This window comes from Pseudomonas fluorescens, assembly GCF_001623525.1.
GTDB lineage: Bacteria > Pseudomonadota > Gammaproteobacteria > Pseudomonadales > Pseudomonadaceae > Aquipseudomonas > Aquipseudomonas fluorescens_Q.
Window position 1 is genome coordinate 2,896,639 of record NZ_CP015225.1, and the last position, 22,870, is coordinate 2,919,508.

The 22,870-nt window shown below is 60.6% G+C and carries 23 protein-coding genes; 11 read left to right on the forward strand and 12 right to left on the reverse strand.

Going from position 1 to position 22,870, the window contains the following annotated elements; genetic code table 11:
* Nucleotides 1-7 precede the first annotated feature (7 nt).
* Nucleotides 8-1,219 (forward strand): pyridoxal phosphate-dependent aminotransferase, encoded by a 1,212-nt coding sequence (locus tag TK06_RS12335; RefSeq protein WP_003199412.1) that lies wholly within the window; start codon nt 8-10, stop codon nt 1,217-1,219.
* A 302-nt stretch (nt 1,220-1,521) separates the two neighbouring features.
* On the forward strand, nt 1,522-2,409 hold the full coding sequence (gene htpX, locus TK06_RS12340; RefSeq protein ID WP_003199411.1) for a protease HtpX: 888 nt from the start codon (nt 1,522-1,524) through the stop codon (nt 2,407-2,409).
* A gap of 399 nt (nt 2,410-2,808) precedes the next feature.
* Here the strand turns inward: htpX and TK06_RS12345 are convergent, their stop codons facing one another.
* A complete protein-coding gene (locus TK06_RS12345) occupies nt 2,809-3,462 on the reverse strand; it encodes a thiopurine S-methyltransferase (protein WP_063322310.1) in 654 nt (217 codons plus the stop codon).
* Between the two features lie 104 nt (nt 3,463-3,566).
* On the opposite strand from TK06_RS12345, the gene TK06_RS12350 reads away from it, so the two are divergent.
* Nucleotides 3,567-4,334 carry a DODA-type extradiol aromatic ring-opening family dioxygenase gene (locus TK06_RS12350; RefSeq protein WP_063322311.1) on the forward strand — a complete coding sequence of 256 codons (768 nt, stop codon included), beginning with the start codon at nt 3,567-3,569 and terminating at the stop codon, nt 4,332-4,334.
* A 150-nt stretch (nt 4,335-4,484) separates the two neighbouring features.
* Here TK06_RS12350 and TK06_RS12355 read toward each other — a convergent pair whose 3' ends face one another.
* Together TK06_RS12355 and TK06_RS12360 are read right to left on the reverse strand one after the other, a co-directional pair.
* Nucleotides 4,485-6,158 (reverse strand): DEAD/DEAH box helicase, encoded by a 1,674-nt coding sequence (locus tag TK06_RS12355; protein WP_003199404.1) that lies wholly within the window; start codon nt 6,156-6,158, stop codon nt 4,485-4,487.
* A gap of 707 nt (nt 6,159-6,865) precedes the next feature.
* Nucleotides 6,866-7,621, reverse strand: a complete 756-nt coding sequence (locus TK06_RS12360) for a spermidine synthase (RefSeq protein ID WP_003199402.1) — start codon at nt 7,619-7,621, stop codon at nt 6,866-6,868.
* Between the two features lie 142 nt (nt 7,622-7,763).
* Here TK06_RS12360 and TK06_RS12365 point away from each other — a divergent pair, with 142 nt between their 5' ends.
* The gene (locus TK06_RS12365) at nt 7,764-9,110 is read left to right on the forward strand and encodes a class II 3-deoxy-7-phosphoheptulonate synthase (RefSeq protein ID WP_003199400.1); all 1,347 of its coding nucleotides are present in this window, start codon (nt 7,764-7,766) and stop codon (nt 9,108-9,110) included.
* A 128-nt stretch (nt 9,111-9,238) separates the two neighbouring features.
* Here the strand turns inward: TK06_RS12365 and TK06_RS12370 are convergent, their stop codons facing one another.
* Together TK06_RS12370 and TK06_RS12375 are read right to left on the reverse strand one after the other, a co-directional pair.
* Nucleotides 9,239-10,468: a winged helix-turn-helix domain-containing protein gene (locus TK06_RS12370; RefSeq protein ID WP_063322312.1), complete on the reverse strand. Its 1,230-nt coding sequence runs from the start codon at nt 10,466-10,468 to the stop codon at nt 9,239-9,241.
* Nucleotides 10,469-10,532: 64 nt separating this feature from the next.
* Nucleotides 10,533-10,751, reverse strand: coding sequence for a DUF1127 domain-containing protein (locus tag TK06_RS12375; protein WP_063322313.1), 219 nt, complete (start codon nt 10,749-10,751; stop codon nt 10,533-10,535).
* Between the two features lie 97 nt (nt 10,752-10,848).
* On the opposite strand from TK06_RS12375, the gene TK06_RS12380 reads away from it, so the two are divergent.
* Entirely contained in the window at nt 10,849-11,703 is an 855-nt protein-coding gene (locus tag TK06_RS12380; RefSeq protein WP_027912697.1) for a LysR substrate-binding domain-containing protein, read from the forward strand.
* On the opposite strand, the gene TK06_RS12385 is transcribed toward TK06_RS12380, so the two are convergent.
* Nucleotides 11,693-12,442, reverse strand: coding sequence for a sulfite exporter TauE/SafE family protein (locus TK06_RS12385; RefSeq protein ID WP_063322314.1), 750 nt, complete (start codon nt 12,440-12,442; stop codon nt 11,693-11,695). The two genes, TK06_RS12380 and TK06_RS12385, sit on opposite strands and share 11 nt — an antisense overlap.
* Nucleotides 12,443-12,589: 147 nt before the next feature.
* Between TK06_RS12385 and TK06_RS12390 the strand changes: the two genes are divergently transcribed.
* The 3 genes from TK06_RS12390 (at nt 12,590) to TK06_RS12400 (ending at nt 14,863) form a co-directional block, all read left to right on the forward strand.
* Complete coding sequence (locus tag TK06_RS12390) at nt 12,590-13,051, forward strand: MarR family winged helix-turn-helix transcriptional regulator (protein WP_063322315.1); 462 nt, start codon at nt 12,590-12,592, stop codon at nt 13,049-13,051.
* 343 nt (nt 13,052-13,394) lie between these two features.
* Nucleotides 13,395-13,814: an organic hydroperoxide resistance protein gene (locus tag TK06_RS12395; protein WP_003199389.1), complete on the forward strand. Its 420-nt coding sequence runs from the start codon at nt 13,395-13,397 to the stop codon at nt 13,812-13,814.
* A 35-nt stretch (nt 13,815-13,849) separates the two neighbouring features.
* Nucleotides 13,850-14,863 (forward strand): alpha/beta hydrolase, encoded by a 1,014-nt coding sequence (locus TK06_RS12400; RefSeq protein WP_063322316.1) that lies wholly within the window; start codon nt 13,850-13,852, stop codon nt 14,861-14,863.
* A gap of 223 nt (nt 14,864-15,086) precedes the next feature.
* Here TK06_RS12400 and TK06_RS12405 read toward each other — a convergent pair whose 3' ends face one another.
* Nucleotides 15,087-15,656: an elongation factor P gene (locus TK06_RS12405; RefSeq protein ID WP_003199385.1), complete on the reverse strand. Its 570-nt coding sequence runs from the start codon at nt 15,654-15,656 to the stop codon at nt 15,087-15,089.
* A 48-nt stretch (nt 15,657-15,704) separates the two neighbouring features.
* Nucleotides 15,705-16,838, reverse strand: a complete 1,134-nt coding sequence (earP, locus tag TK06_RS12410; RefSeq protein WP_063322317.1) for an elongation factor P maturation arginine rhamnosyltransferase EarP — start codon at nt 16,836-16,838, stop codon at nt 15,705-15,707.
* 120 nt (nt 16,839-16,958) lie between these two features.
* Here earP and TK06_RS12415 point away from each other — a divergent pair, with 120 nt between their 5' ends.
* Complete coding sequence (locus tag TK06_RS12415; protein ID WP_063322318.1) at nt 16,959-17,345, forward strand: hypothetical protein; 387 nt, start codon at nt 16,959-16,961, stop codon at nt 17,343-17,345.
* Nucleotides 17,346-17,347: 2 nt separating this feature from the next.
* Nucleotides 17,348-17,830, forward strand: coding sequence for a GreA/GreB family elongation factor (locus tag TK06_RS12420; protein ID WP_025212614.1), 483 nt, complete (start codon nt 17,348-17,350; stop codon nt 17,828-17,830).
* 7 nt (nt 17,831-17,837) lie between these two features.
* On the opposite strand, the gene cysB is transcribed toward TK06_RS12420, so the two are convergent.
* The 4 genes from cysB to TK06_RS12440 all read right to left on the reverse strand — a co-directional run bounded on the left by cysB (nt 17,838) and on the right by TK06_RS12440 (nt 21,399).
* Entirely contained in the window at nt 17,838-18,812 is a 975-nt protein-coding gene (gene cysB, locus TK06_RS12425; protein ID WP_003199376.1) for an HTH-type transcriptional regulator CysB, read from the reverse strand.
* 110 nt (nt 18,813-18,922) lie between these two features.
* The gene (locus TK06_RS12430) at nt 18,923-19,423 is read right to left on the reverse strand and encodes a universal stress protein (RefSeq protein WP_014337270.1); all 501 of its coding nucleotides are present in this window, start codon (nt 19,421-19,423) and stop codon (nt 18,923-18,925) included.
* A 96-nt stretch (nt 19,424-19,519) separates the two neighbouring features.
* Nucleotides 19,520-20,425: a 5'-nucleotidase gene (locus TK06_RS12435; RefSeq protein ID WP_063322319.1), complete on the reverse strand. Its 906-nt coding sequence runs from the start codon at nt 20,423-20,425 to the stop codon at nt 19,520-19,522.
* Nucleotides 20,426-20,445: 20 nt separating this feature from the next.
* Nucleotides 20,446-21,399, reverse strand: a complete 954-nt coding sequence (locus TK06_RS12440) for a putative 2-dehydropantoate 2-reductase (RefSeq protein WP_063322320.1) — start codon at nt 21,397-21,399, stop codon at nt 20,446-20,448.
* A 268-nt stretch (nt 21,400-21,667) separates the two neighbouring features.
* On the opposite strand from TK06_RS12440, the gene TK06_RS12445 reads away from it, so the two are divergent.
* Nucleotides 21,668-22,744 carry a 3-deoxy-7-phosphoheptulonate synthase gene (locus TK06_RS12445; RefSeq protein WP_003199364.1) on the forward strand — a complete coding sequence of 359 codons (1,077 nt, stop codon included), beginning with the start codon at nt 21,668-21,670 and terminating at the stop codon, nt 22,742-22,744.
* Nucleotides 22,745-22,870 lie beyond the last annotated feature (126 nt).

Below are 22,870 nucleotides of genomic sequence, written 5' to 3' on the forward strand. Positions count from 1 at the left end.
CATCGCCATGCAGGTCAGCAAATCGAACAAGCTCGCCAACGTCTGCTACGACATTCGCGGCCCGGTGCTCAAGCACGCCAAACGCCTGGAAGAGGAAGGCCATCGCATCCTCAAGCTGAACATCGGTAACCCGGCCCCCTTTGGTTTCGAAGCGCCCGATGAAATCCTCCAGGACGTCATCCGCAACCTGCCGACCGCCCAGGGCTACAGCGACTCCAAGGGCCTGTTCAGCGCCCGCAAGGCCGTGATGCAGTACTACCAGCAGAAGCAGGTCGAAGGTGTCGGCATCGAGGACATCTACCTGGGTAACGGCGTGTCCGAGCTGATCGTGATGTCCATGCAGGCCCTGCTCAACAATGGCGACGAAGTGCTGGTGCCGGCGCCGGACTATCCGCTGTGGACCGCTGCCGTGAGCCTGTCCGGTGGCAATCCGGTGCATTACCTGTGCGACGAACAGGCCAACTGGTTTCCCGACCTGGCGGACATCAAGGCCAAGATCACGCCCAATACCAAGGCACTGGTGATCATCAACCCGAACAATCCGACCGGCGCGGTGTATTCCAGGGAAGTGCTGCTGGGCATGCTGGAACTGGCCCGCCAACACAACCTGGTGGTGTTTTCCGACGAGATCTACGACAAGATCCTCTACGACGACGCCGTGCACATCTGCACTGCATCCCTGGCACCGGACCTGCTGTGCCTGACCTTCAACGGCCTGTCCAAATCCTATCGGGTAGCGGGTTTCCGATCAGGCTGGGTTGTTATTTCCGGTCCCAAGCATCACGCCCAGAGCTACATCGAAGGCATCGACATGCTGGCCAACATGCGCCTGTGTGCCAACGTGCCGAGCCAGCATGCGATCCAGACGGCGCTGGGCGGCTACCAGAGCATCAACGACCTGGTCCTGCCCCAGGGCCGGCTGCTGGAACAGCGCAATCGAACCTGGGAACTGCTCAACGACATTCCCGGCGTCAGTTGTGTCAAGCCGATGGGCGCGCTGTATGCCTTCCCGCGGATCGACCCGAAGGTCTGCCCGATCCACAACGATGAAAAATTCGTCCTCGACCTGCTGCTGTCCGAGAAGCTGCTGGTGGTCCAGGGCACGGCGTTCAACTGGCCGTGGCCGGATCACTTCCGCGTCGTGACCCTGCCACGGGTCGATGACCTCGACCAGGCCATTGGCCGGATCGGCAACTTCCTCAAGTCCTACCGTCAGTAAGCCAGGCAGCGTGCGAGGCGTCCTCACCTCGCACGCTGTTTGATTCAGCAACATATCCGTTCCGCCGACTCCGTCGGGCCTTCTACACTGGGGATTGGACGGTCAACATGCATCTGGGCTCAACGTTCACGGGGGGCAGGCAGCGCATTTCTTTTCCCTGGTCACTTTCAGAAAAGTCTTTCAAACATTTAGGACGCGTGTAGGACACAGTTTGAAATAGTCGGCGAGTTGAATAGCCTGCGGCGGCACCTTATATACCCCGCATAACGCTACATCTTTAGCACGAGGAGATTTTCACAACCATGATGCGCATCCTGCTGTTCTTGGCCACTAACCTGGCGGTCGTGCTGATTGCCAGCATCACCCTGAGCCTCTTCGGCTTCAACGGGTTCATGGCGGCCAACGGGGTTGATCTCAACCTCAATCAGCTGCTGATTTTCTGTGCGGTGTTCGGTTTCGCCGGTTCCCTGTTCTCGCTGTTCATCTCCAAGTGGATGGCGAAGATGAGCACCAGCACCCAGATCATCAGCCAGCCGCGCACGCGTCACGAACAATGGCTGCTGCAAACTGTCGAGCAACTGTCCCGCGAAGCCGGTATCAAGATGCCGGAAGTCGGGATTTTCCCAGCCTACGAGGCCAACGCCTTCGCCACCGGTTGGAACAAGAACGACGCACTGGTCGCCGTCAGCCAGGGTTTGCTCGAGCGGTTTTCCCCCGATGAAGTCAAGGCCGTGCTGGCCCACGAGATCGGCCACGTCGCCAACGGCGACATGGTGACCCTGGCGTTGATCCAGGGCGTGGTGAACACCTTCGTGATGTTCTTTGCCCGCATCATCGGCAATTTCGTCGACAAGGTGATTTTCAAGAACGAAGAAGGCCAGGGTATCGCCTACTACGTGGCAACCATCTTCGCCGAGCTGGTACTGGGCATCCTCGCCAGCGCCATCGTCATGTGGTTCTCGCGCAAACGCGAGTTCCGCGCCGACGACGCCGGTGCACGCCTGGCCGGCACCAGCGCCATGATCGGCGCCCTGCAGCGCCTGCGCGCCGAGCAAGGCTTGCCGGTGCACATGCCCGACACCCTGAATGCCTTTGGCATCAACGGTGGCATCAAGCAGGGCCTGGCTCGCATGTTCATGAGCCACCCGCCGCTGGAAGAGCGTATCGACGCACTGCGTCGTCGCGGCTGACAGCCGGGGAATCTGTGGCGAGGGAGCTTGCTCCCGCTGGGGCGCGAAGCGCCCCTAGGAACCCGGCAACGCGGTGGATCAGGTTAATTGAGTGAGCTTGAGAGGGGGCTGCTGCGCAGCCCAGCGGGAGCAAGCTCCCTCGCCACAAAAGCATCCCGCTCGACCAACCGATTTGCTCTTGAAACTGACACCGATCCGAGGCACTCCCTTAACCCGCGCCGTACCCAATTCCCCGTGGCGAGGGAGCTTGCTCCCGCTGGGGCGCGAAGCGGCCCTAAAACCCGGCGACACGGTAGATCAGGCTGATTGAGTGAGCTTGAGAGGGGCTGCTGCGCAGCCCAGCGGGAGCAAGCTCCCTCGCCACAAGAGCAGGGGGCTCCCTCACCACAGCTTCATCCGTCAACGATTGGAAATACGATACACCCGCTCATCCAGCCGCTTCACCCCAGCCTGCAAGAACTTCCAGCTCTCCCCCAGCACATCCTGCTCCTGCAAGACCTCCAGTCGCCAGGCATTACCCAGCAACCTCAGCACCTCATCATTGCCCACGGAGAAAGGCGGGCCAGGCATTTCATCCTGGTTGTAATCCAGCGCAATCAACAATCCCACGCACGCCGGCATGATTTTCTGCAAATGCGCCGCATACCGCTCTCGCATCGTCACTGGCAAGGCAATCAACGCAGCGCGGTCGTACAACGCCGTGCAATCGGCCACATCTGCAGCACTCAAGGCAAAGAAATCACCACAGCGGATTTCGATGCCCCCGGCACGGAAGACCTTGAACACACCCTCTTCACTCACGCTCGGCTCAAGCTGATGCTCAAGAAAAAAATCATTGGCGGCTTTTTCCGATAACTCCACGCCCAGCACCGAGTACCCCTGATGGGCAAACCACAGCAGATCCAGGCTTTTGCCACACAATGGCACCAGCACCCGACTGCCCTGGGCCAGGCCCAGTTGCGGCCAGAACCGTTGCAGGTACGGGTTCACCTCCGGTAAGTGAAAACCAATCTGGTTCGATGACCAGCGCTTGTGCCAAAACTCGGGCTCCATGATTCACTCCAAGAAATTCGATAAAAACGGGCTAAAACTTATATTAGATTTAGATCATTGACCTGACGGAAGATGATCACATCTTAACGCTCAGGAGCCCCTTCATGCTGCCCAGCCTGTTTATCTCCCATGGCTCACCGATGCTCGCCCTGGAGCCCGGCGACAGCGGTCCAGCATTGGCTCGCCTGGCCGCTCAATTGCCCAAGCCCACGGCCATCGTCATCGTGTCCGCCCACTGGGAAAGCAACGAATTGCTGGTCAGCGCCAATCCGCAGCCGCGTACCTGGCACGACTTCGGCGGATTTCCACCAGCCTTGTATGAGGTGCAGTACCCCGCGCCTGGCGATCCTCAACTGGCGACGCAAGTCGCAGCCGTGCTCAACACCGCGAACCTGCCGGCACGCCTCGACCCTCAACGGCCGTCCGACCATGGCGTCTGGGTGCCATTGTCTTTGATGTACCCAGAAGCCGACATCCCGGTGGTGCAGGTTTCCCTGCCCAGCCGCCAGGGACCGATGTTGCAGACACAGGTCGGCCAGGCCCTGGCGAGCCTGCGTCAGCAAGGCATCTTGCTGATCGGTTCCGGCAGCATCACCCATAACCTGCGCGACCTGGACTGGAACGCCGGCCCCGACAGCATTGAGCCCTGGGCCAAGGCCTTTCGCGACTGGATGGTTGAGAAGCTGGCGGCCAACGACGAGGCCGCGCTGCATGATTACCGTCGCCAGGCGCCGAACGCCGTGCGCAGCCATCCCAGCGATGAGCACTTGCTGCCGCTGTATTTTGCCCGAGGGGCGGGGGGCAAGTTCAGCGTTGTCCATGCGGGGTTCACGATGGGGGCGCTGGGGATGGATATCTATCGGTTCGATTGACTGATGGACCGGGCCGCGTCAATCGCGAGCAAGTTTGCTCGCGAGTGGCCTCCACACCACTTTCCATGACAGAACACCAAACGACAGACATAAAAAATCCCCGAACCAGTCGGGGATTTTTCATGCTCGATCAATCAGCCCAAGAGCCGATCAATCTTCGCGATAGCGACGCAGCTTGAGCTGCTTGCCAGCCACACGAGTGTCTTTGAGCTTGGTCAGCAACTTCTCCAGACCATCTTCCGGCAGTTCCACCAGGCTGAAGCTGTCACGCACCTGGATGCGACCGATCGCTTCGCGAGCCAGGCCACCTTCGTTAAGAATGGCACCCAGCAGGTTCTTGGCGGCGATGCCGTCACGGGCACCCAACGCGGTACGGCAGCGGGCACGGCCTTCGGCCAGCGGAATCGGAGCACGACGCTCGCGATCACCACGGTCCGGACGATCACCGGTGCGCTCAGGACGATCGCCACGCGGTGCGTTGTTCGGCACCAGGGGACGCTCCTTCTCGATTGCAGCCAGGTTCAGCGCTTGGCCATTGGTGGCCTTGCGCAGCAGTGCAGCGGCCAGGGCGCGCGGGCTGCAACCGATGTCGGCGGTCAGGCGATCGAGCAGATCACCGTGGGTCGATTCGGCGTCAGCCACCAGTGGCGACAGGCTGTTGGTCAGCTTCTTGATGCGGGCATCGAGAACGGCCTGGGCGTCCGGCAGGCGAACTTCAGCTACCTTCTGGCCAGTTACACGCTCGATCACTTGCAGCATGCGACGCTCACGCGGGGTGACCAGCAGCAGCGCACGGCCTTCGCGACCAGCACGGCCAGTACGGCCGATACGGTGAACGTAGGATTCCGGATCGTACGGCATGTCCACGTTGAATACGTGGGTGATGCGCGGAACGTCCAGGCCACGGGCAGCAACGTCGGTCGCCACAACGATGTCCAGGCGGCCATCCTTGAGGGAGTCGATCACGCGCTCACGCTGGTTCTGGGCAATGTCACCGTTCAGCGCTGCGGCTTTGTAGCCTTTGGCTTCCAGGGCGCTGGCCAGGTCCAGGGTCGCTTGCTTGGTACGCACGAACATGATCAGGGCGTCGAAGTCTTCCACTTCCAGCAAGCTGAGAACGGCAGACGTCTTCTGGTCAGCGTGAACCAGCAGGTGAGCCTGTTCGATCGCGGTGACGGTCTGGGTCTTGGTCTGGATCTTCACGTGTTGCGGATCGCGCAGGTGGCGCTCGGCAATGGCACGGATCGATTGCGGCAGGGTGGCCGAGAACAATACAGTCTGGCGGGTCGCTGGCAGGGCCTTGAAGATGACTTCCAGGTCATCCATGAAACCCAGCTTGAGCATTTCGTCGGCTTCGTCGAGAACCAGGTGGTTCACGGTGGCCAGGACTTTTTCGTCACGACGCAGGTGATCGCACAGACGACCCGGAGTGGCGACAACGATCTGCGCGCCATTACGGATGGCTTTCAGTTGTGGGCCCATCGGGGCACCGCCATAAACGGCCACAACAGTAACGCCAGGCATCTGCTTGGAATAGGTTTCGAAAGCGGTTGCTACTTGCAGCGCCAACTCACGAGTTGGCGCCAGGATCAGGGCTTGCGGTTCGCGCTTGGCAGGATCGATGCGATGCAGGATCGGCAGGGCGAACGCAGCGGTTTTACCCGTACCGGTTTGCGCCTGGCCAATCATGTCGTGGCCGGCCATGATGATCGGGATCGATTGCTGCTGAATCGCCGAAGGTTCTTCGTAGCCGGTCGCAGTGACGGCAGCAAGAATGTTCGGGTTGAGATTAAAAGCGGCGAAGCCGCCGGTTTCCTGGGTCATGGGTCTGCCTCTAAGTGCATCCGCAAAGACCCATGCTCCAAAGCTGCGCATGCCGTGTTGAGACTCAAGAGTCGCCCTGGCTGCTTTGTCGGCGGGGATTTGCGAAAACGAATGAATGAAAAAGAACGTCGTGGAAGCATCCGTTGTGCGGACATGCAACCGAAGCTGACTTCGGGGAATTGCGCTACCTTGACGCGGCCCGGCTAAAGGCCGGCGCGCACTATACCGGAATTCGCCCGAAAAGGGAGCTTTTTTTATTGCCAGATACCGTTATGGGGCTCGTTGACCTGGGCCTTGGGACAGCCGGCTAAAACGGTTCACCTCCAGACGACTTTGCCCTTGGTGGCGAGGGAGCTTGTTCCCGCTCGGCTGCGAAGCAGACGCCTGGGTTGATATCTGAAATCGAAGGGGGCCGCTTCACGACCCAGCGGGAGCAAGCTCCCTCGCCACAAAAGCATCCCGCTCGACCAACCGATTGGCTCTTGAAACTGACACCGATCCGAGGCATTCCCTTAACCCGCGCCGTACCCAATTCCCCGTGGCGAGGGAGCTTGCTCCCGCTGGGGCGCGCAGCGGCCCTAGAACCCGGCGACGCGGTGGATCAGGTTGATTGAGTGAGCTTGAGAGGGGGCTGCTGCGCAGCCCAGCGGGAGCAAGCTCCCTCGCCACAGGGGAACTCACTTGTAAAAAGGTTTTGGGGCCTTTGATCAGGTCGCCGGCCGGATCGCCTTGATCAATGACTGCAACGAATACCCCAAGCGTGGCGCCAGCCCTTCGGCCCTGGCGACCAGTCCTTGCATGTCCAGCTCCTGATCCAGGTCCGCCGGCACGATCAGGATCACATTGCCCTCCTTCACCGGCAGCTCCCAATAATGCCGGTGGTACAAACCGCGCAACAGCGCCGCGCCCAATGGCTTGCCGTCGTCGGTGGCCCATTGGTTGATCACCAGCCAGCCGCCCGGGTTGAGGCGTTTCTGGCAGTTTTCCAGGAAGCCCCAGGCCAGGTGCCCGACGCCAGGACCGACATCGGTATAGAGATCGACGAAAATCAGGTCCGCAGGCTCAGCGCTTTCAAGCAATTCCAGTGCATCGCCGACGCGGATGTACAGTCGCGGGTCGTCATCCAGCCCCAGGTATTCGATGGCCAGGCGCGGCACGTCGGGGCGCAATTCGATGGCCTCGACATCTTCCAACGGCAGGAACTTGAGGCAGGCTTGAGTCAACGTACCAGCGCCCAGCCCCAGAAACAGTGCACTTTCCGGCTGCTCGTGACACAACGCGCCAATGAGCATGGCGCGGGTATAGTCATATTCGAGCCAGCTCGGATCGGCTGTGAACACGCAACTCTGCTCGATGGCATCGCCAAACTCGAGAAACCGATAATCGGCCACTTCGAATACGCGAATCATGCCGAACTCGTCGTGCACCTCGGCGAGCAAATGCTCGACGCGCTCCTCTGTCATTTCATCTCCTGATGGTTGCCGTGCCGGCTTGAGCCTGCGGATACGGGACAAGGGCGCGATTGTCCGCGAAGCAACCGGAGCAGGTCACGCACTAATTTGCTGATAACATGGCCGTCCGAGCGTCAATCACCTAGAGATCATGATGAGCCAACCCTGGAGCCCTGACAGCTGGCGCGCCCTGCCGATCCAGCAACAACCCCGCTACCCCGACGCCGCGCACCTGTTGCAGGTGGAGCAGACCCTGGCCAGCTATCCGCCACTGGTGTTTGCCGGTGAAGCCCGGGAGTTGCGCCGTCAGTTCGCCGAGGTGACCCAAGGCCGGGCGTTCCTGCTGCAAGGCGGCGACTGCGCCGAAAGCTTTGCCGAGTTCTCGGCGGCCAAGATCCGCGACACTTTCAAGGTCCTTTTGCAGATGGCGATCGTCATGACCTTTGCCGCCGGCTGCCCGGTGGTCAAGGTTGGGCGCATGGCCGGGCAGTTCGCCAAGCCGCGCTCGGCCAATGATGAAACCATCGACGGCGTGACCTTGCCGGCCTACCGGGGCGACATCGTCAACGGCATCGGTTTCGACGAGAAAAGCCGCGTACCGGACCCGGAGCGGTTGCTGCAGTCCTACCACCAGTCCACCGCCACCTTGAACCTGCTGCGCGCCTTCGCCCAGGGCGGGTTCGCCGACCTGCACCAGGTGCACAAGTGGAACCTGGACTTCATCGCCAACTCGGCCCTGGCGGAAAAATACAGCCACCTGGCCGACCGCATCGACGAAACCCTGGCATTCATGCGCGCCTGCGGCATGGACAGCTCGCCGCAACTGCGTGAAACCAGCTTTTTCACTGCCCACGAAGCGTTGCTGCTCAATTACGAAGAAGCCTTCGTGCGCCGTGACAGCCTGACCAACGACTATTACGACTGCTCGGCCCACATGCTGTGGATCGGCGACCGTACCCGTCAGTTGGACGGCGCCCATGTCGAATTCCTGCGCGGGGTGAACAACCCGATCGGGGTCAAGGTCGGCCCGAGCATGGACCCGGACGACCTGATACGCCTGATCGACGTGCTCAACCCGCAGAACGACCCCGGCCGACTGAACCTGATCGCCCGGATGGGCGCCAACAAGGTCGGCGAACACTTGCCGCCGCTATTGCGCGCCGTGCAGCGTGAAGGCAAGCAAGTGTTGTGGAGCTCCGACCCGATGCATGGCAACACCATCAAGGCCAGCAGCGGCTACAAGACCCGGGACTTTGCGCAGATCCTCGGCGAAGTGAAGCAGTTCTTCCAGGTCCACGAAGCCGAAGGCACCTATGCCGGCGGAATTCACATCGAGATGACCGGGCAAAACGTCACTGAATGCATCGGCGGCGCGCGTCCGATTACCGAGGATGGGCTATCGGACCGCTACCACACCCACTGCGACCCGCGGATGAATGCCGATCAGTCGCTGGAGCTGGCGTTTTTGATTGCCGAGACGTTGAAGCAGGTTCGGCGGTAGGTTCTTCTTCGCCGGTTGGACTGCTATCGCGAGCAAGCTCGCTCCCACAAGGGGGTCCCGGGTGACCACAGGTTTTGTGTTCACAACAGGTCCAATGTGGGAGCGAGCTTGCTCGCGATAGCGTTGGGTCAGTCACCACTTAACTGGGCCAATGCCACCGCCAAGCGAACCCCACCCACCCGCTGACAGTTAAGCTGGACCTGCTCCAACCCCAACCAATCGGCCATGCGCCGCAGGTTCACCGCCAAGGCTTGCACCCCCTCCTCGTCCAACCCCGGCTCTTCCTCGTGCACCGCATGCACCGCCAACCGGCCCAGGGCACGCTCCGCCCGCAGGTCCACCCGAGCGGCGATGCGTTCATTGTGCAGGAACGGCAACACGTAATAGCCATACACCCGCTTGTGGACAGGCGTGTAGATCTCCAACCGGTAGCGAAAGTCGAACAACCGCTCGGTGCGGTCGCGCTCCCAGACCAGCGAGTCGAACGGCGACAACAAGGCACTGGCGGCGACTTTGCGAGGAATTTTCGCCGCGGGTCGACACCAGGCCGGTTGTTTCCAGCCCTGCACCTGGCAGCGCAGCAGCTCTCCGGCCTCCTCCAACTCAGCCAGGCGCCCGCGGCTGTCGGCCGGAGCGAGGCGAAAGTAGTCGCGCAGGTCTTTCTCTGTCGCAATGCCCAAGGCGTCAGCTGCATGCAGCAGCAAGGCGCGTTGGGCCTGGGCCTCGTCCGGCAACGGTTGCTGCAGGATCGAGGCCGGCAGTACGCGTTCGGGCAAGTCGTAGAGCCGTTCGAACCCGCGCCGCCCCGCCACCGTGACTTCGCCTGCGGCGAACAGCCACTCCAGCGCATGTTTCTCCGCACTCCAGTCCCACCAAGGCCCGGCCTTTTCCTGACGCGTAGACAAGCTGCCCGCACCCAGGGCGCCCTGCTCCTGGACCGACGCCAGAACGCGGCGGATGACATCCTGGCGTTCTTGGCCGAAACGCGCCAACTGCTGATAAATCCCTTCGCCACCCGACGCCCGATTCATGCGCCAGCGCATCAGCGGATACATCGACATCGGCAGCAGCGAGGCTTCATGCCCCCAGTACTCGAACAGCGTACGACGTCGGCCCTGGCTCCAGGCTGCTTGATCAAGCAAATCGCGATTGTAGTGACCGAGACGGGAGAACAGCGGGAGGTAATGCGAGCGCACCAACGCATTGACTGAGTCGATCTGCAGGACGCCGAGGCGTTCGATCAGGCGGTTGAGGCGTGAGGGTTGCACCGAAGCTGGCGGTGAGCGCCCATCGAATCCTTGGGCGGCCAACGCCAGACGCCGGGCCTGTTTGAGGGTAAAGGACAGAGTCGCGGGCATGGAGATCTCCTTGTCTGCTCGCAACCTACCTCACCAATAAGGGGTTTGTGTAGGAAAGGATGGCTCATTTGTGCATTGGGTCGTCCCAGAATGGCCGAACCACTTCCCGCTCCACATCGGCACGACTCACGCCAATGTCCTTGAGCGCCTCGTCGCTCATTCCGGCCAGCAGTTCGCGCTCGTGGTGCAATTCGTACCAGCGGCTAAACTTGTGCAGCAGGGCGCTGACGGAGAAGCCGTGGGAGAGTTTGTCTATCAGTAGATAACCTTTTTGACCTTTCATCGTGATGTCCTCCGTTGGGGATGGATCAAGTCTCGCGCTAACGATAAGATCAATCCAACGAATGTTTCTTATGCAATACATCTCGGAGATTGATCAATTGTCGAGTTACCCGAGCATCGATACGGAAGTGCTGCGTACCTTTGTCGCCATCGCCGACCAAGGCGGTTTCACCCGGGCCGGGGAATTGGTCAATCGCACCCAGTCTGCCGTCAGCATGCAGATGAAGCGGTTGGAAGAAGACGTGTTGCAACGACGGTTGTTCGAGCGTGACGGACGCCAGGTCAAGCTCACCGCTGAAGGCCAGGTGCTGTTGGGTTACGCGCGGCGGATCCTCAAGCTGCACAGCGAAGTGTTCAATACCCTGCGTGAACCGCACATGGTTGGCACGGTGCGCATCGGCACGCCGGACGATTACGTGATGCGCTTTCTGCCAGGCATCCTGCAACGCTTCGCCCAGTTCTACCCGCTGATCGAAATTGAAGTGCACTGCGAATCGTCCAAGCAGTTGCTGCTGCGCCAGGACCTGGACCTGTCCATCGTCACCCGCAAACCGGGGGACGAAATCGGCCAGTTGCTGCGCAAGGAACGCTTTGTCTGGGCCGAAGCCGCTTGCTTCAATGTCCATGAACAAACACCGCTGCCGCTGGCGATGTTCAACAGTGACTGTTTCTGCCGGCAATGGGCCTGCAATGCGCTGGATGCCATGGGTCGCGATTATCGCGTGGCATACAACAGCTCGAGCCTGTCGGCGCTCATGGCGGTGGTGGGCGCCGGCCTGGCAATCACGGCGCAACTGGAAAGCCTGCTGACCCCGGACATGCGCGTACTGGGCGAAGCTGAAGACCTGCCGGAACTGCCCGAGGCCAGCATCATGCTGATCCGCAACCTGCATAACCCATCGCCGATCACCGAGTGCCTGGCCGAGCACATCGTCGAAGGCTTCAAACTTTAAAGGCGAGCAGCACCGCGCACAGCACCAGGAAACCGCAAAACAGCCCGCGCAACAGCCGCTCCGGCAAGGCGTGGGCGACTTTCACCCCCCAACTGATGCTCAGCAGGCCACCGACGGCCAGCGGCAGGCCGATGCTCCAGTCCACCTCATGGTGAAACGCATAAGTGGCGAGGGTCACGCCGGTGCTGGGCAAGGCCAGTGCCAGGGATAACCCTTGGGCGACCACCTGGCTGGTGCCAAAAATGCTGGTCAGGATCGGCGTCGCGACCACGGCCCCGCCAACACCGAAAAGGCCGCCCATGGTACCGGACGCCGCCCCAAGCACGGCGAGCCATGGCCAGCCATAACGCATCTGCGCCGAAGCCGGTGCGTTGGCGGCGAACATGCGGGCCATGTTGTAGAGTGTCAGCGCGATCAGGAACGCGACGAAGCCGATCCGCATGCTGTTCGCGTCGATCCCCACGGCCCAGATCGAACCCAGCCAGGCAAAGCAGAACCCCATGGAAGCCAAAGGCAGGACATGGCGCAATTCGATGCGATTGCGCTGGTGATAGCGCCACAACGCAAGCATCACATTGGGCACCACCATGACCAGCGCTGTCCCTTGGGCCATTTGCTGGTCGAGGCCGAACCAGACGCCCAGCACAGGAATGGCAATCAGGCCACCACCGATCCCGAACAATCCCCCCAAGGTGCCCAACACGGCACCAAAGACCAAGAACAGTGCAAATTCGAACACAGAAGACTCCCCTTTTCCTCAGGGCGCTTATCCTACGCAGTCGGCGCCAGCGGGGAAACGTAACATCCATCCGAAATATCAGAATTATCTGGTGCATTAAAGATTCGCCCGCTAGATTCGTATCGATCATTGATTGAAGGTTCTGCCATGAACACCCTGCGCGACACCCCCGAAGCCTGCGAAGCCCTGCTACTCGACAACCAGGTCTGTTTCGCCCTGCACTCCACGTCGCTGCTGATGACCAAAGTCTACAAGCCGCTGCTACAGGCCCTGGGCCTGACCTATCCGCAATACCTGGCGATGATGGTGCTGTGGGAAAAGGATGGATTGACCGTCGGTGAAATCAGCACGCGCCTGCTGACAGACCCCGGCTCGCTGACGCCACTGCTCAAGCGCCTGGAGGTCGAGGGCCTGCTGAGCCGCACCCGCAGCCGTGAAGACGAACGTGTGGTGATTGTCGAACTCACCGAACAGGGCCGCGCCCTGCGCGAAAAAGCCCTCGACATTCCCCAATGCATCCTCGCCGCCAGCGGCCAGACCCTGGAGCAGTTGAAGAAGCTGCAACTTGACCTGCAGGCACTGCGCGGGCATTTGCAAGACAGCCTCTGACTAACCTCCAACTGACCCACCGCTATCGCGAGCAAGCTCGCTCCCACACTTGATGCTCAGTGGCTATAAATCTGCCTTCGACGCAAATCTAATGTGGGCGCGAGCTTGCTCGCGATGGCGGGGATCCTGCAGCTCCTTGATCTCTAACTCGCCCATCTAAATTTTTTTTGCTGCGCTGAAACGCTCTAGCTCAAGGGTTACACGCCCTTTCAGTGGCGCAAATTCAACTCACCTCAAAAACTTATCTTGCGCGCAAAATATTAGCGCTATACATTTGCCTCACACCTAATTAGCGCGCAAACATTTAGCGCGATAACACCACCCTAGAAACGAGGCTCTCATCATGCAAACTCTCTACACCGCAATCGCAACCTCCACCGGCGGCCGTGATGGTCGTGCGATCTCCAGTGACAACATCCTCGACGTCAAACTCGCCACGCCCAAGGAACTCGGTGGTGCAGGCGGTGCGGCGACCAACCCTGAGCAACTGTTCGCCGCCGGCTACTCGGCCTGCTTCATCGGCGCACTGAAATTCGTGGCTAGCCAGAGCAAACGCAAGATCCCGGACGACGCCTCGATTACAGCCCATGTCGGCATCGGCCAGATCCCCGGCGGTTTCGGCCTCGACATCGACCTGCACATCAGCCTGCCAGGGCTGGACCAGGCCGACGCGCAAAGCCTGGTGGATGCGGCTCACCAAGTCTGCCCGTACTCCAACGCCACCCGCGGCAACGTTGATGTGCGCCTGCACGTGACCGTCTGACCACCAACCCTGGACCCGAACCTAAGGAGATGCACATGAACACCCTCAGCAAAGCCTTTGCCGGCACCCTTCTCGCCCTCAGCGTCAGCAGTGCCTTCGCCGACGGCATCGTCGAACACAACACCCAGGCGTTTCTCGACGTGCTGAATGCCGGCACTGGCAAGCCCCTGGAGCAACTGTCGCCCAAGGACGCCCGCGCCGTATTGGTGGGCGCCCAGGCGGGGGTGAAACTGACTTTGCCCAAGGCCGACGTCAGCGAGAAAACCATCCAGGTCGATGGTCAGTCGATCAGCCTGACCATCGTTCGCCCGGCCGGGGTCAAGGGTGAGTTGCCCGTGTTCATGTTCTTCCACGGCGGTGGCTGGGTATTGGGTGACTTCCCGACCCACGAACGCCTGGTTCGAGATCTGGTGGCGGGCTCGGGCGCTGTCGCGGTGTTCGTCAACTACACGCCCTCACCCGAGGCGCATTACCCGGTGGCGATCAACCAGGCCTACGCCGCCACGAAATGGGTGGCCGAACACGGCAAGCAGATCAACGTCGACGGCAAGCGCATGGCCGTGGTGGGCAACAGCGTCGGCGGCAACATGGCGGCGGTCGTGGCCCTGATGGCGAAAGACAAAGGCACACCGGCGATCCGTTTCCAGGCGTTGCTATGGCCGGTGACCGACGCCAGCTTCGAGACGGCGTCCTACAACCAGTTCGCCGAAGGGCACTTCCTCAGTAAAAACATGATGAAATGGTTCTGGGACAACTACACCACCGATGCCGGGCAACGCGGCGAGATCTATGCCTCGCCGCTGCGGGCCAGCACCGCACAACTCAAGGGTCTGCCGCCAGCGCTGGTGCAGACCGCCGAGGCTGATGTCTTGCGCGATGAAGGCGAAGCCTATGCCCGCAAGCTGGACGCGGCCGGTGTACCCGTCACCGCCGTGCGCTACAACGGCATGATCCACGACTATGGCTTGCTCAACGTGGTCAGCCAGGTCCCAGCGGTGCGTTCGGCGATGTTGCAGGTGTCCGAAGAGCTCAAGCAGCACTTGAAATAACTGGGCCCCGGAGCCTTGGTGGCGAGGGAGCTTGCTCCCGCTCGGCTGCGCAGCAGTCGTAAAATGGGCAAATGCGGTATGACTGGATAATCGCGTTGTCTGGGTTTGGGGCTGCTGTACAGCCCAGCGGGAGCAAGCTCCCTCGCCACAGGGTTCTGCTGTGGCACTTTGAAATAAAAAAGCCCGACTCAATGGTCGGGCTTTTTCATACACAAGGCTTCGCTTATTTTGCGCGGCCTTTGTAGGAACCGCCTTCGCGGGTATCGATCTCGATCATGTCGCCGATTTCGATGAAGTCAGCGACCGACAGCTCGGTACCGTTCTTCAGTTTGGCAGGCTTCATCACCTTGCCGGAAGTGTCACCGCGAGCGGAGCCTTCGGTGTAGTCAACCTGACGCACGATGGTGGTCGGCAGTTCTACGGAAACCAGGCGTTCTTCGAAGAACACGGCTTCGCAGACGTCGGTCATGCCTTCTTCGATGAACGGCAGAACGCTTTCGATGTCTTCGGCGTTCAGCTCGTACATGGTGTAGTCAGTGGTGTCCATGAACGTGTAGGTGTCGCCGCTGATGAAGGACAGGGTCGCTTCTTTGCGGTCGAGGATCACGTCGTCCAGTTTGTCGTCGGCGCTGTAGACGATCTCGGTCTTGTAACCGGTCAGCAGGTTCTTCAGCTTGGTCTTCATGATCGCGCTGTTACGACCCGACTTGGTGAACTCAGCTTTCTGAACCAGCCAAGGATCGTTTTCGAGACGGATCACGGTCCCGGGTTTCAGTTCTTTACCAGTTTTCATTGCGAATATCCGAATTTGGATGGGATTTACAAAAATCTAGGCCGCGTATCATATCCAATTTACATAAAACTTCACCAGCGCTGCGGCAAGATCGGCTCGCGAGGCCTGTTCCAGACACCACGCCTGGGCATGTTCGGCCAGTTCCTGCTGCTGTTCACGGGTGGCTTTCCAATATTCGGTCATGTCCTGGCCGGCATTCCAGGCCCGCCAAAGACCGCTGATCGCTTTTTGCGCAGCCGGTGAAAGCCCCTGATTGTAGAGCCTGAGAAATGCCTCGAGCTTTTCCAGGTGGACGTCTTCTTCCTGCTGGTAGATATGCCAGAGCAGCGGCCGACCAGCCCACTGGGCGCGCACGAAGGAGTCTTCGCCACGCACGGCGTTGAAATCACAGCACCATAGCAACTGGTCGTACTGATCCTGGCGAACGAACGGCAGCACCTGCACCGTCAGTGCACCGCGTCGATGCAGCGCACCGACCTTCAGGCCTTCGACACCGAGCCAACGCTCGACGTCGCCCAACACTCGCCCTTCGGGAACCAGCACATGAAATGCCTGGGTATCGGCTGCCATCGCGTCAAACCAACTCGCCAGCCCAGCGTTCTCGTAGGCAAACAGCGAGATCAGGCAGGCTTGCGGCGCCCGCTCCACGCCCAATCCTTGCAGGAAACTGCGTTGCGCTTCGGCATCCTGCTGAAATTGCCGACGGCGCTCCAGCAGGCCGGCCTCGCGCAGCAAGCCACCCGTTCCCTCCCGAAAGCCGGGGAAAAAGAAATATTTCTGCACGTGCTTGTATTTGACTGACGGTAAGCCATGGCAACCGATCACCCAGTCCTCGGCGCTCAAATAATCAAGGTTCATCCACAGGGGCGTCGTCTGGCGCGCGGCCATCGCATCCATGTAGGCGCTCGGCAGTTGGCAGGCAAACGCGGCGATCACCACGTCGGCGGCGTCGGTGGGCGCCCACTCCTCGGGCCAGTGACGCACTTGCACGCCCTGCTGCCATTGCTCGGACAGGGTGATGTCGATTTCCGGGCAAATTCGTTCGAAGGCACGCAGGTCGTCGACCCATAGCCGTACCGCGCATCGATGCTCGGCCACCAACTGCCGAGCCAGACGCCATGTGACACCAATGTCGCCAAAGTTATCGACGACGGTGCAAAAAATATCCCAACGCACGGTCATTCCCGACTCCCTGTGGCAAAGGCCTGATTGTCCCGAATAAACCGATCACGCAGAAGAGCCGACGGCGATTAATCTTCATGCGACAATATCGCCTGCCCATGCCCCTGCCAGGAAGCAGCCATGCCCGATCACCCGACACCCTCGCGCCTCACGGCTTTGCAATTGACCTTCAGCATCGCCCTGGGCCTGTGGCTGGGGTTCCTCGCCATCGTGTTGACGGGCTGGCTGCTGTCCAGATTCCTGTTCAACGAACAACTGGCACCCGTGGCCGCCGCCGTCCATCAACTGGCGCAACCACCGGCGGTGCAACCACCTCCAGAGCCGCCCACGCCGATGTTCGAGCAGTACCAGCAGAACCTGCAGAGGAACGAGCAGCGCCAGGCGCTCGATCAGGCCCGCAACAATCCGCGCAACCTGTCCAACCCCAAGTGCCAGTTCTGGCTGCAACAGGACCAGAATGCGCCCAGTGAGAAAAGCCGCGCCAACGTCCTGCAATTCTGCGAATGACCATGAACAAACAGACCGTCCACCAGTTGATTCTCGACAAGCTCAAAATTGATCTCGACATCGCCGAACGCGCCGCGCAGACCGCCTACGAAACCGCGACCCACGAAGAAAACATCGCCGAGAACAAATACGACACCCTGGGCCTTGAAGCTTCTTACCTCGCTGCCGGGCAAGCCCGGCGCGTGGAAGAAATACGCCAGGCCCTCGCCCTCTGCCAGAACCTGACACTAAGGCCATACGACGAACAGCGCGGCATTCAGGTGGGCACGTTGATTGGTTTAGAGGATGAGGACGGTCGCCAGCAATGGCTGTTCCTGGGACCGGATGCGGCGGGCTTGAAGGTCTCGCTGGTGGGCCAGCCGATCACCGTCATCACCCCTCGCTCACCGCTGGGCCGCGGCCTTTTGGGCAAGTTCGAAGGGGATGAAGTAGAGATCGTGGTAGCGGGCGCCCGGCAACAGTTCGCTGTCACCGAGGCGATCTAGAAGGGTCTTAGTGCACCGGTAGCTCGACGCCGTCGAACAACTCTTCAAGTTCTTGCTTGTTGTGGCACTGGATGGCCTTGGCCATCACTTCCCGGGTCAGGTGCGGTGCAAACTTCTCGATGAAATCGCACATGAACCCCCGCAGGAAAGTGCCACGACGGAAACCGATCTTGGTCACGCTGGATTCGAACAACTCACTGGCATCCAGTACCACCAGGTCGCTGTCGAGCTTGGTATCGACGGCCATCTTCGCGACGATGCCCACACCCAGGCCCAGGCGAACGTAGGTCTTGATCACGTCGGCGTCGGCGGCGGTGAACACCACCTTGGGCGTCAGGCCACGATGGCTGAAGGCTTCGTCAAGTTTGGAACGACCCGTGAAACCGAATACGTAGGTCACGATCGGGTATTCGGCCAGGGCTTCGAGGGTCAGCTTCGGCAGCTTGGTCAACGGATGGCCCTGGGGCACGACCACACAGCGGTTCCAGCGATAGCACGGCATCATCACCAAGTCCCCGAACAGTTCCAGGGCCTCGGTGGCAATGGCGAAGTCCACGGTACCGTCGGCGGCCATTTCGGCGATCTGCATCGGCGACCCCTGGTGCATGTGCAGCGCCACGTCCGGGTATTGCTTGATGAAGTTGCTGATCACCGGCGGCAGCGCATAACGGGCCTGGGTGTGGGTGGTGGCGATCGACAAGGTGCCTTTTTTCTCGTTGGAGAATTCCTGGGCGATCTGCTTGATGCTCTCGACCTTGCGCAGGATCTCGCCAGCGGTGGTGATGATGCGCTCACCGGCCGGCGTCACGCGGGTCAGGTGTTTGCCACTGCGGGCGAAGACTTCGACGCCCAGCTCATCTTCCAACAGGCGGATCTGCTTGCTGATGCCGGGTTGCGATGTGTAGAGGCTTTGGGCAGTAGCGGAAACGTTGAGGTCGTGGTGCGCCACTTCCCAGATGTAGCGCAGTTGTTGAAGCTTCATATGTATCCCTCAAAGCAGTTGGACGCCACGGGCATCAGCGACGGTATATAACTATATGAAAGGTTTCGACAATAAATCTAGAACTTTTTATAAAAAGCCATCGTTTCGCCTCAGGCCTCTCCCTGGCGTCGGCGCTGTACCAGCGGTACCAGATAGACCGGCACCCGGGATAACTGCAATACCCGTGCAGCGGTTCTGCCCAAGGGGGTTTCACCGCTTGCCCCTTGGCAATGACTGCCTACGATCAGCAAGTCGACGGAGAGTTTCGCAGCCTGCTCCAGGATGACTTGGGAAGGATCGCCCTGGTACACCCTGACCGACTTGATCAGTTTCAAGTCCTGCTGCCCTTCCCCCAACTCCTCGCGGAAACTGTCGAGCACCCGCTGTTCGATATTGGCCATCACCGTATTCAGACCTTGGCGGTGAAATTCGTTCAGCGCCTGCTCGTCGAGATAGCTTTGCAACACCGACTCGGCGAACAGCCCCATCGGTTCTACCGCATGCACCACATACAACTCGGCTTCAAACGTCCGTGCTAACGCCAAGGCATGCTGCATCACATAAGGGGCGTACAGGCCCAGGTCTGTGGCGTACAGCATCGAACGAATCATGTGACCTCCTCGCGTGCCAAAATGGCGGAGATTGATTCAGCTTAGCAGCGCCCAGGGGACTGCGACGTGCGGCTTGACGTCCCGGACCAAGGGCAGTCAGGGCTTCACTTCGTTACTGATACCGTGGGGCACGTGACCGGTGGCGACCACCTCCCGGGCCAGTTCGCAATGGCCGGTCTGGTCATCGAAAAAAACATCGGCGGCGAAGGCTTCGAGGAAGGCCGATTTGGTCAGGCCACCCAAGAACAACGACTCGTCCAGGCGAATATCCCACTCACGCAAGGTCCGGATGACCCGCTCGTGGGCCGGTGCCGAACGGGCCGTCACCAACGCCGTACGAATGGGGCAGGCGTCCTCGGGAAACTCGCGCTGCAGTGCATTGAGCGCCGCCAGGAACCCCTTGAACGGCCCGCCTCGCAGCGGCTCGCGGGCGGCCTGTCGCTCGCTGGCCTGGAAGGCCTCCAACCCATCGGCCTGATAGACGCGTTCCGACTCATCGGAAAACAGCACGGCATCGCCGTCGAAGGCAATGCGCAGTTCCTCGCTGGCCGCGCGACTGGCACCACCCGACAGGATGGTCGCGGCGGCAAACCCGGCGTCCAGGGCACTGCGCACGTCTTCAGCGTGGGTGGACAAAAAGAGATCACAACCGAACGCCTTGAGGTACGGGTACGGGCTGCGACCGCCCACGAAAGCCGCGCGCGAGATCGCCAGCCCATAATGATGGATCGAGTTGAACACCCGAAGGCCGGTGTCGGCGCTGTTGCGCGAAACCAGGATGACTTCGACCCGGGCACGCCCCAGGTGCTCGTTAAGGCTCAGCAGCTTTTGCACCAGGGCGAAGGCGTCGCCGGGTGCCAGGACTTCGTCCTCATGCTCGATCTGGTATTGCCGGTAGGCTTCGACACCACTCGACAAGTACACCTTGTGGCTTTCCCTCAGGTCGAACAGCGCCCGCGACGAAATCGCCAGCACCAGTTTGTCGTCGATGTTGTTTGCCATACCGCTCCCCTTTTGCCCGCTCAGCGGTTATATCGGTCCACGAACGCCAACGCCTGGTACAAGGCTTCGATTTTCGGCAGCTCACACCCTGCCGCTTTCGCTGCCGCCAATGGCCGGCCGTAGATCGCGTCCAGTTCCAGCACACGCTTGTGGGAATAATCGTGGTACATGCTCGGCCAGTAGTCGGGCATCTTCTCGGTCATCGTGAACAGATACTCGGCATAACCCGGCGCGATATGATGCCCGCAGGCTTGCGCACCGCGGACCACCTCCCCCATCAGTGCCTGGATCAATTCGCGGCTATGGTCGTTGGCCATCAACGGCGTGGTACTGGCGCCCAACAGGACCGAAAGACCGTTGTACGGCACATTCCACACCAGCTTCTGCCAGCGGGCCTGTTGCAGGCCCGGCATGGCCTGGGCGTCGATACCGGCGCTGCGGAACAACGTCGCCGCCTCTTCGACGATCACCATGCGTTGTGCCTGATCGGCGCAAGGCCCACTGTGATAACCGACGTTGACCGCGCCCAGGGCCTGGTGGGTGACGACACCAGGGCCGACGCGATGCACGCAGATCAGGCACAGGCCGCCCAACAGGTGCAACGAATCGGGCAACAAAGGGCGAAGATCGTCTTCGACATCCAGGCCGTTCTGCAGCAAAAGGACTTTTGCCCCCTCAGCGGCAGCCTGGGTAATGACCGGGGCCAGCTCGGTATTGCTGGTGGTCTTGGCGCCAACCAGCAGCCAGTCGCAGGGCGGCATGTCGGCTGCCGAGCGATACGCCTGGACGGGGTTGAGGGCCAGCGTACCGTGGACCGCGCTGTCGATCCGCAAACCGGCTTCGGCCACGGCGGCAAATTCGCTGCGCAGCAAGAAGTGCACGTCAAAACCGGCACGCGCCAGCATCACGCCGTAGAACCCACCGATCGCCCCGGTGCCGATCATCCCGATCCGCGGTTTCACGCCTGCCTGCATCTTTGCAACTCTCCTGGTAAAAAGTCCTTGCACACTATCAGCGCGAGCGGCATGGCATGCAATCATCATTACATCTGCTCACGAATCTGCTGCAGAGCCATCGCCAAGGCCTTTTCCCCCGCCTATAGGGCATTAAACCCGTCCCAGCCCATTGTCGAGCCCCCTCGTAACGCGATAAGGTTCGGCTCCCCGACGCGCTTAAAATCCGCTGTGCACCGCCGCGCGGGGATCGCTGGCGGCCGGCACCCGTGACCTGACGAGTAACACGATGGCTGATTTACCGATCAACGACCTTAACGTCGCCTCCAACGAGACCCTCATCACGCCTGACCAGCTCAAGCGCGATATTCCCCTGAGCGACGCTGCCCTGCGCACCGTGACCAAGGGCCGGGAAGTCATCCGCAACATCCTGGACGGCACCGATCATCGCCTGTTCGTGGTCATCGGGCCCTGCTCGATCCATGACATCAAGGCCGCCCACGAATACGCCGAGCGCCTGAAGGTGCTGGCTGCGGAAGTCTCCGACACCTTGTACCTGGTCATGCGGGTGTATTTCGAGAAGCCCCGGACCACCGTCGGCTGGAAAGGCCTGATCAACGACCCGTACCTGGATGACTCCTTCAAGATCCAGGACGGCCTGCACATCGGTCGTCAGTTGCTGCTGGACCTGGCGGAAATGGGCCTGCCGACGGCCACCGAAGCCCTGGACCCGATATCGCCGCAATACTTGCAGGACCTGATCAGCTGGTCGGCCATCGGCGCGCGCACCACAGAATCCCAGACCCACCGCGAAATGGCCTCCGGCCTGTCGTCGGCGGTGGGCTTCAAGAACGGCACCGACGGTGGCCTCACCGTGGCGATCAACGCCTTGCAGTCGGTCTCCAGCCCACACCGTTTCCTGGGCATCAACCAGGAAGGCGGCGTGTCGATCGTCACCACCAAGGGCAACGCCTATGGTCACGTGGTACTGCGCGGCGGCAACGGCAAGCCGAACTACGATTCGGTCAGCGTCGCGCTGTGTGAACAGGCGCTGAACAAAGCCAAGATCAAGCCGAACATCATGGTCGACTGCAGCCACGCCAACTCCAACAAGGACCCGGCACTGCAGCCGCTGGTGATGGAGAACGTGGCCAACCAGATCCTGGAAGGCAACCAGTCGATTATCGGCCTGATGGTCGAAAGCCACTTGAATTGGGGCTGCCAAGCCATTCCGAAAGACCTCGCCGACTTGCAGTACGGCGTCTCCATCACCGATGCCTGCATCGACTGGAGTGCCACCGAGAACACCCTGCGCAGCATGCATGCCAAGCTCAAGGATGTTCTGCCGAAGCGTCAGCGCGGTTAAAAAACATCGCAGCCTCGTTTCACTCGACAACTCCTACACAGCTCCTGCACATGTTTGGAGCGGGGATGTAGGAGTTGGCGAAGCCTGCGATCCTTTACTTTCCTCAAGGCATAAAAAAACGCCGTG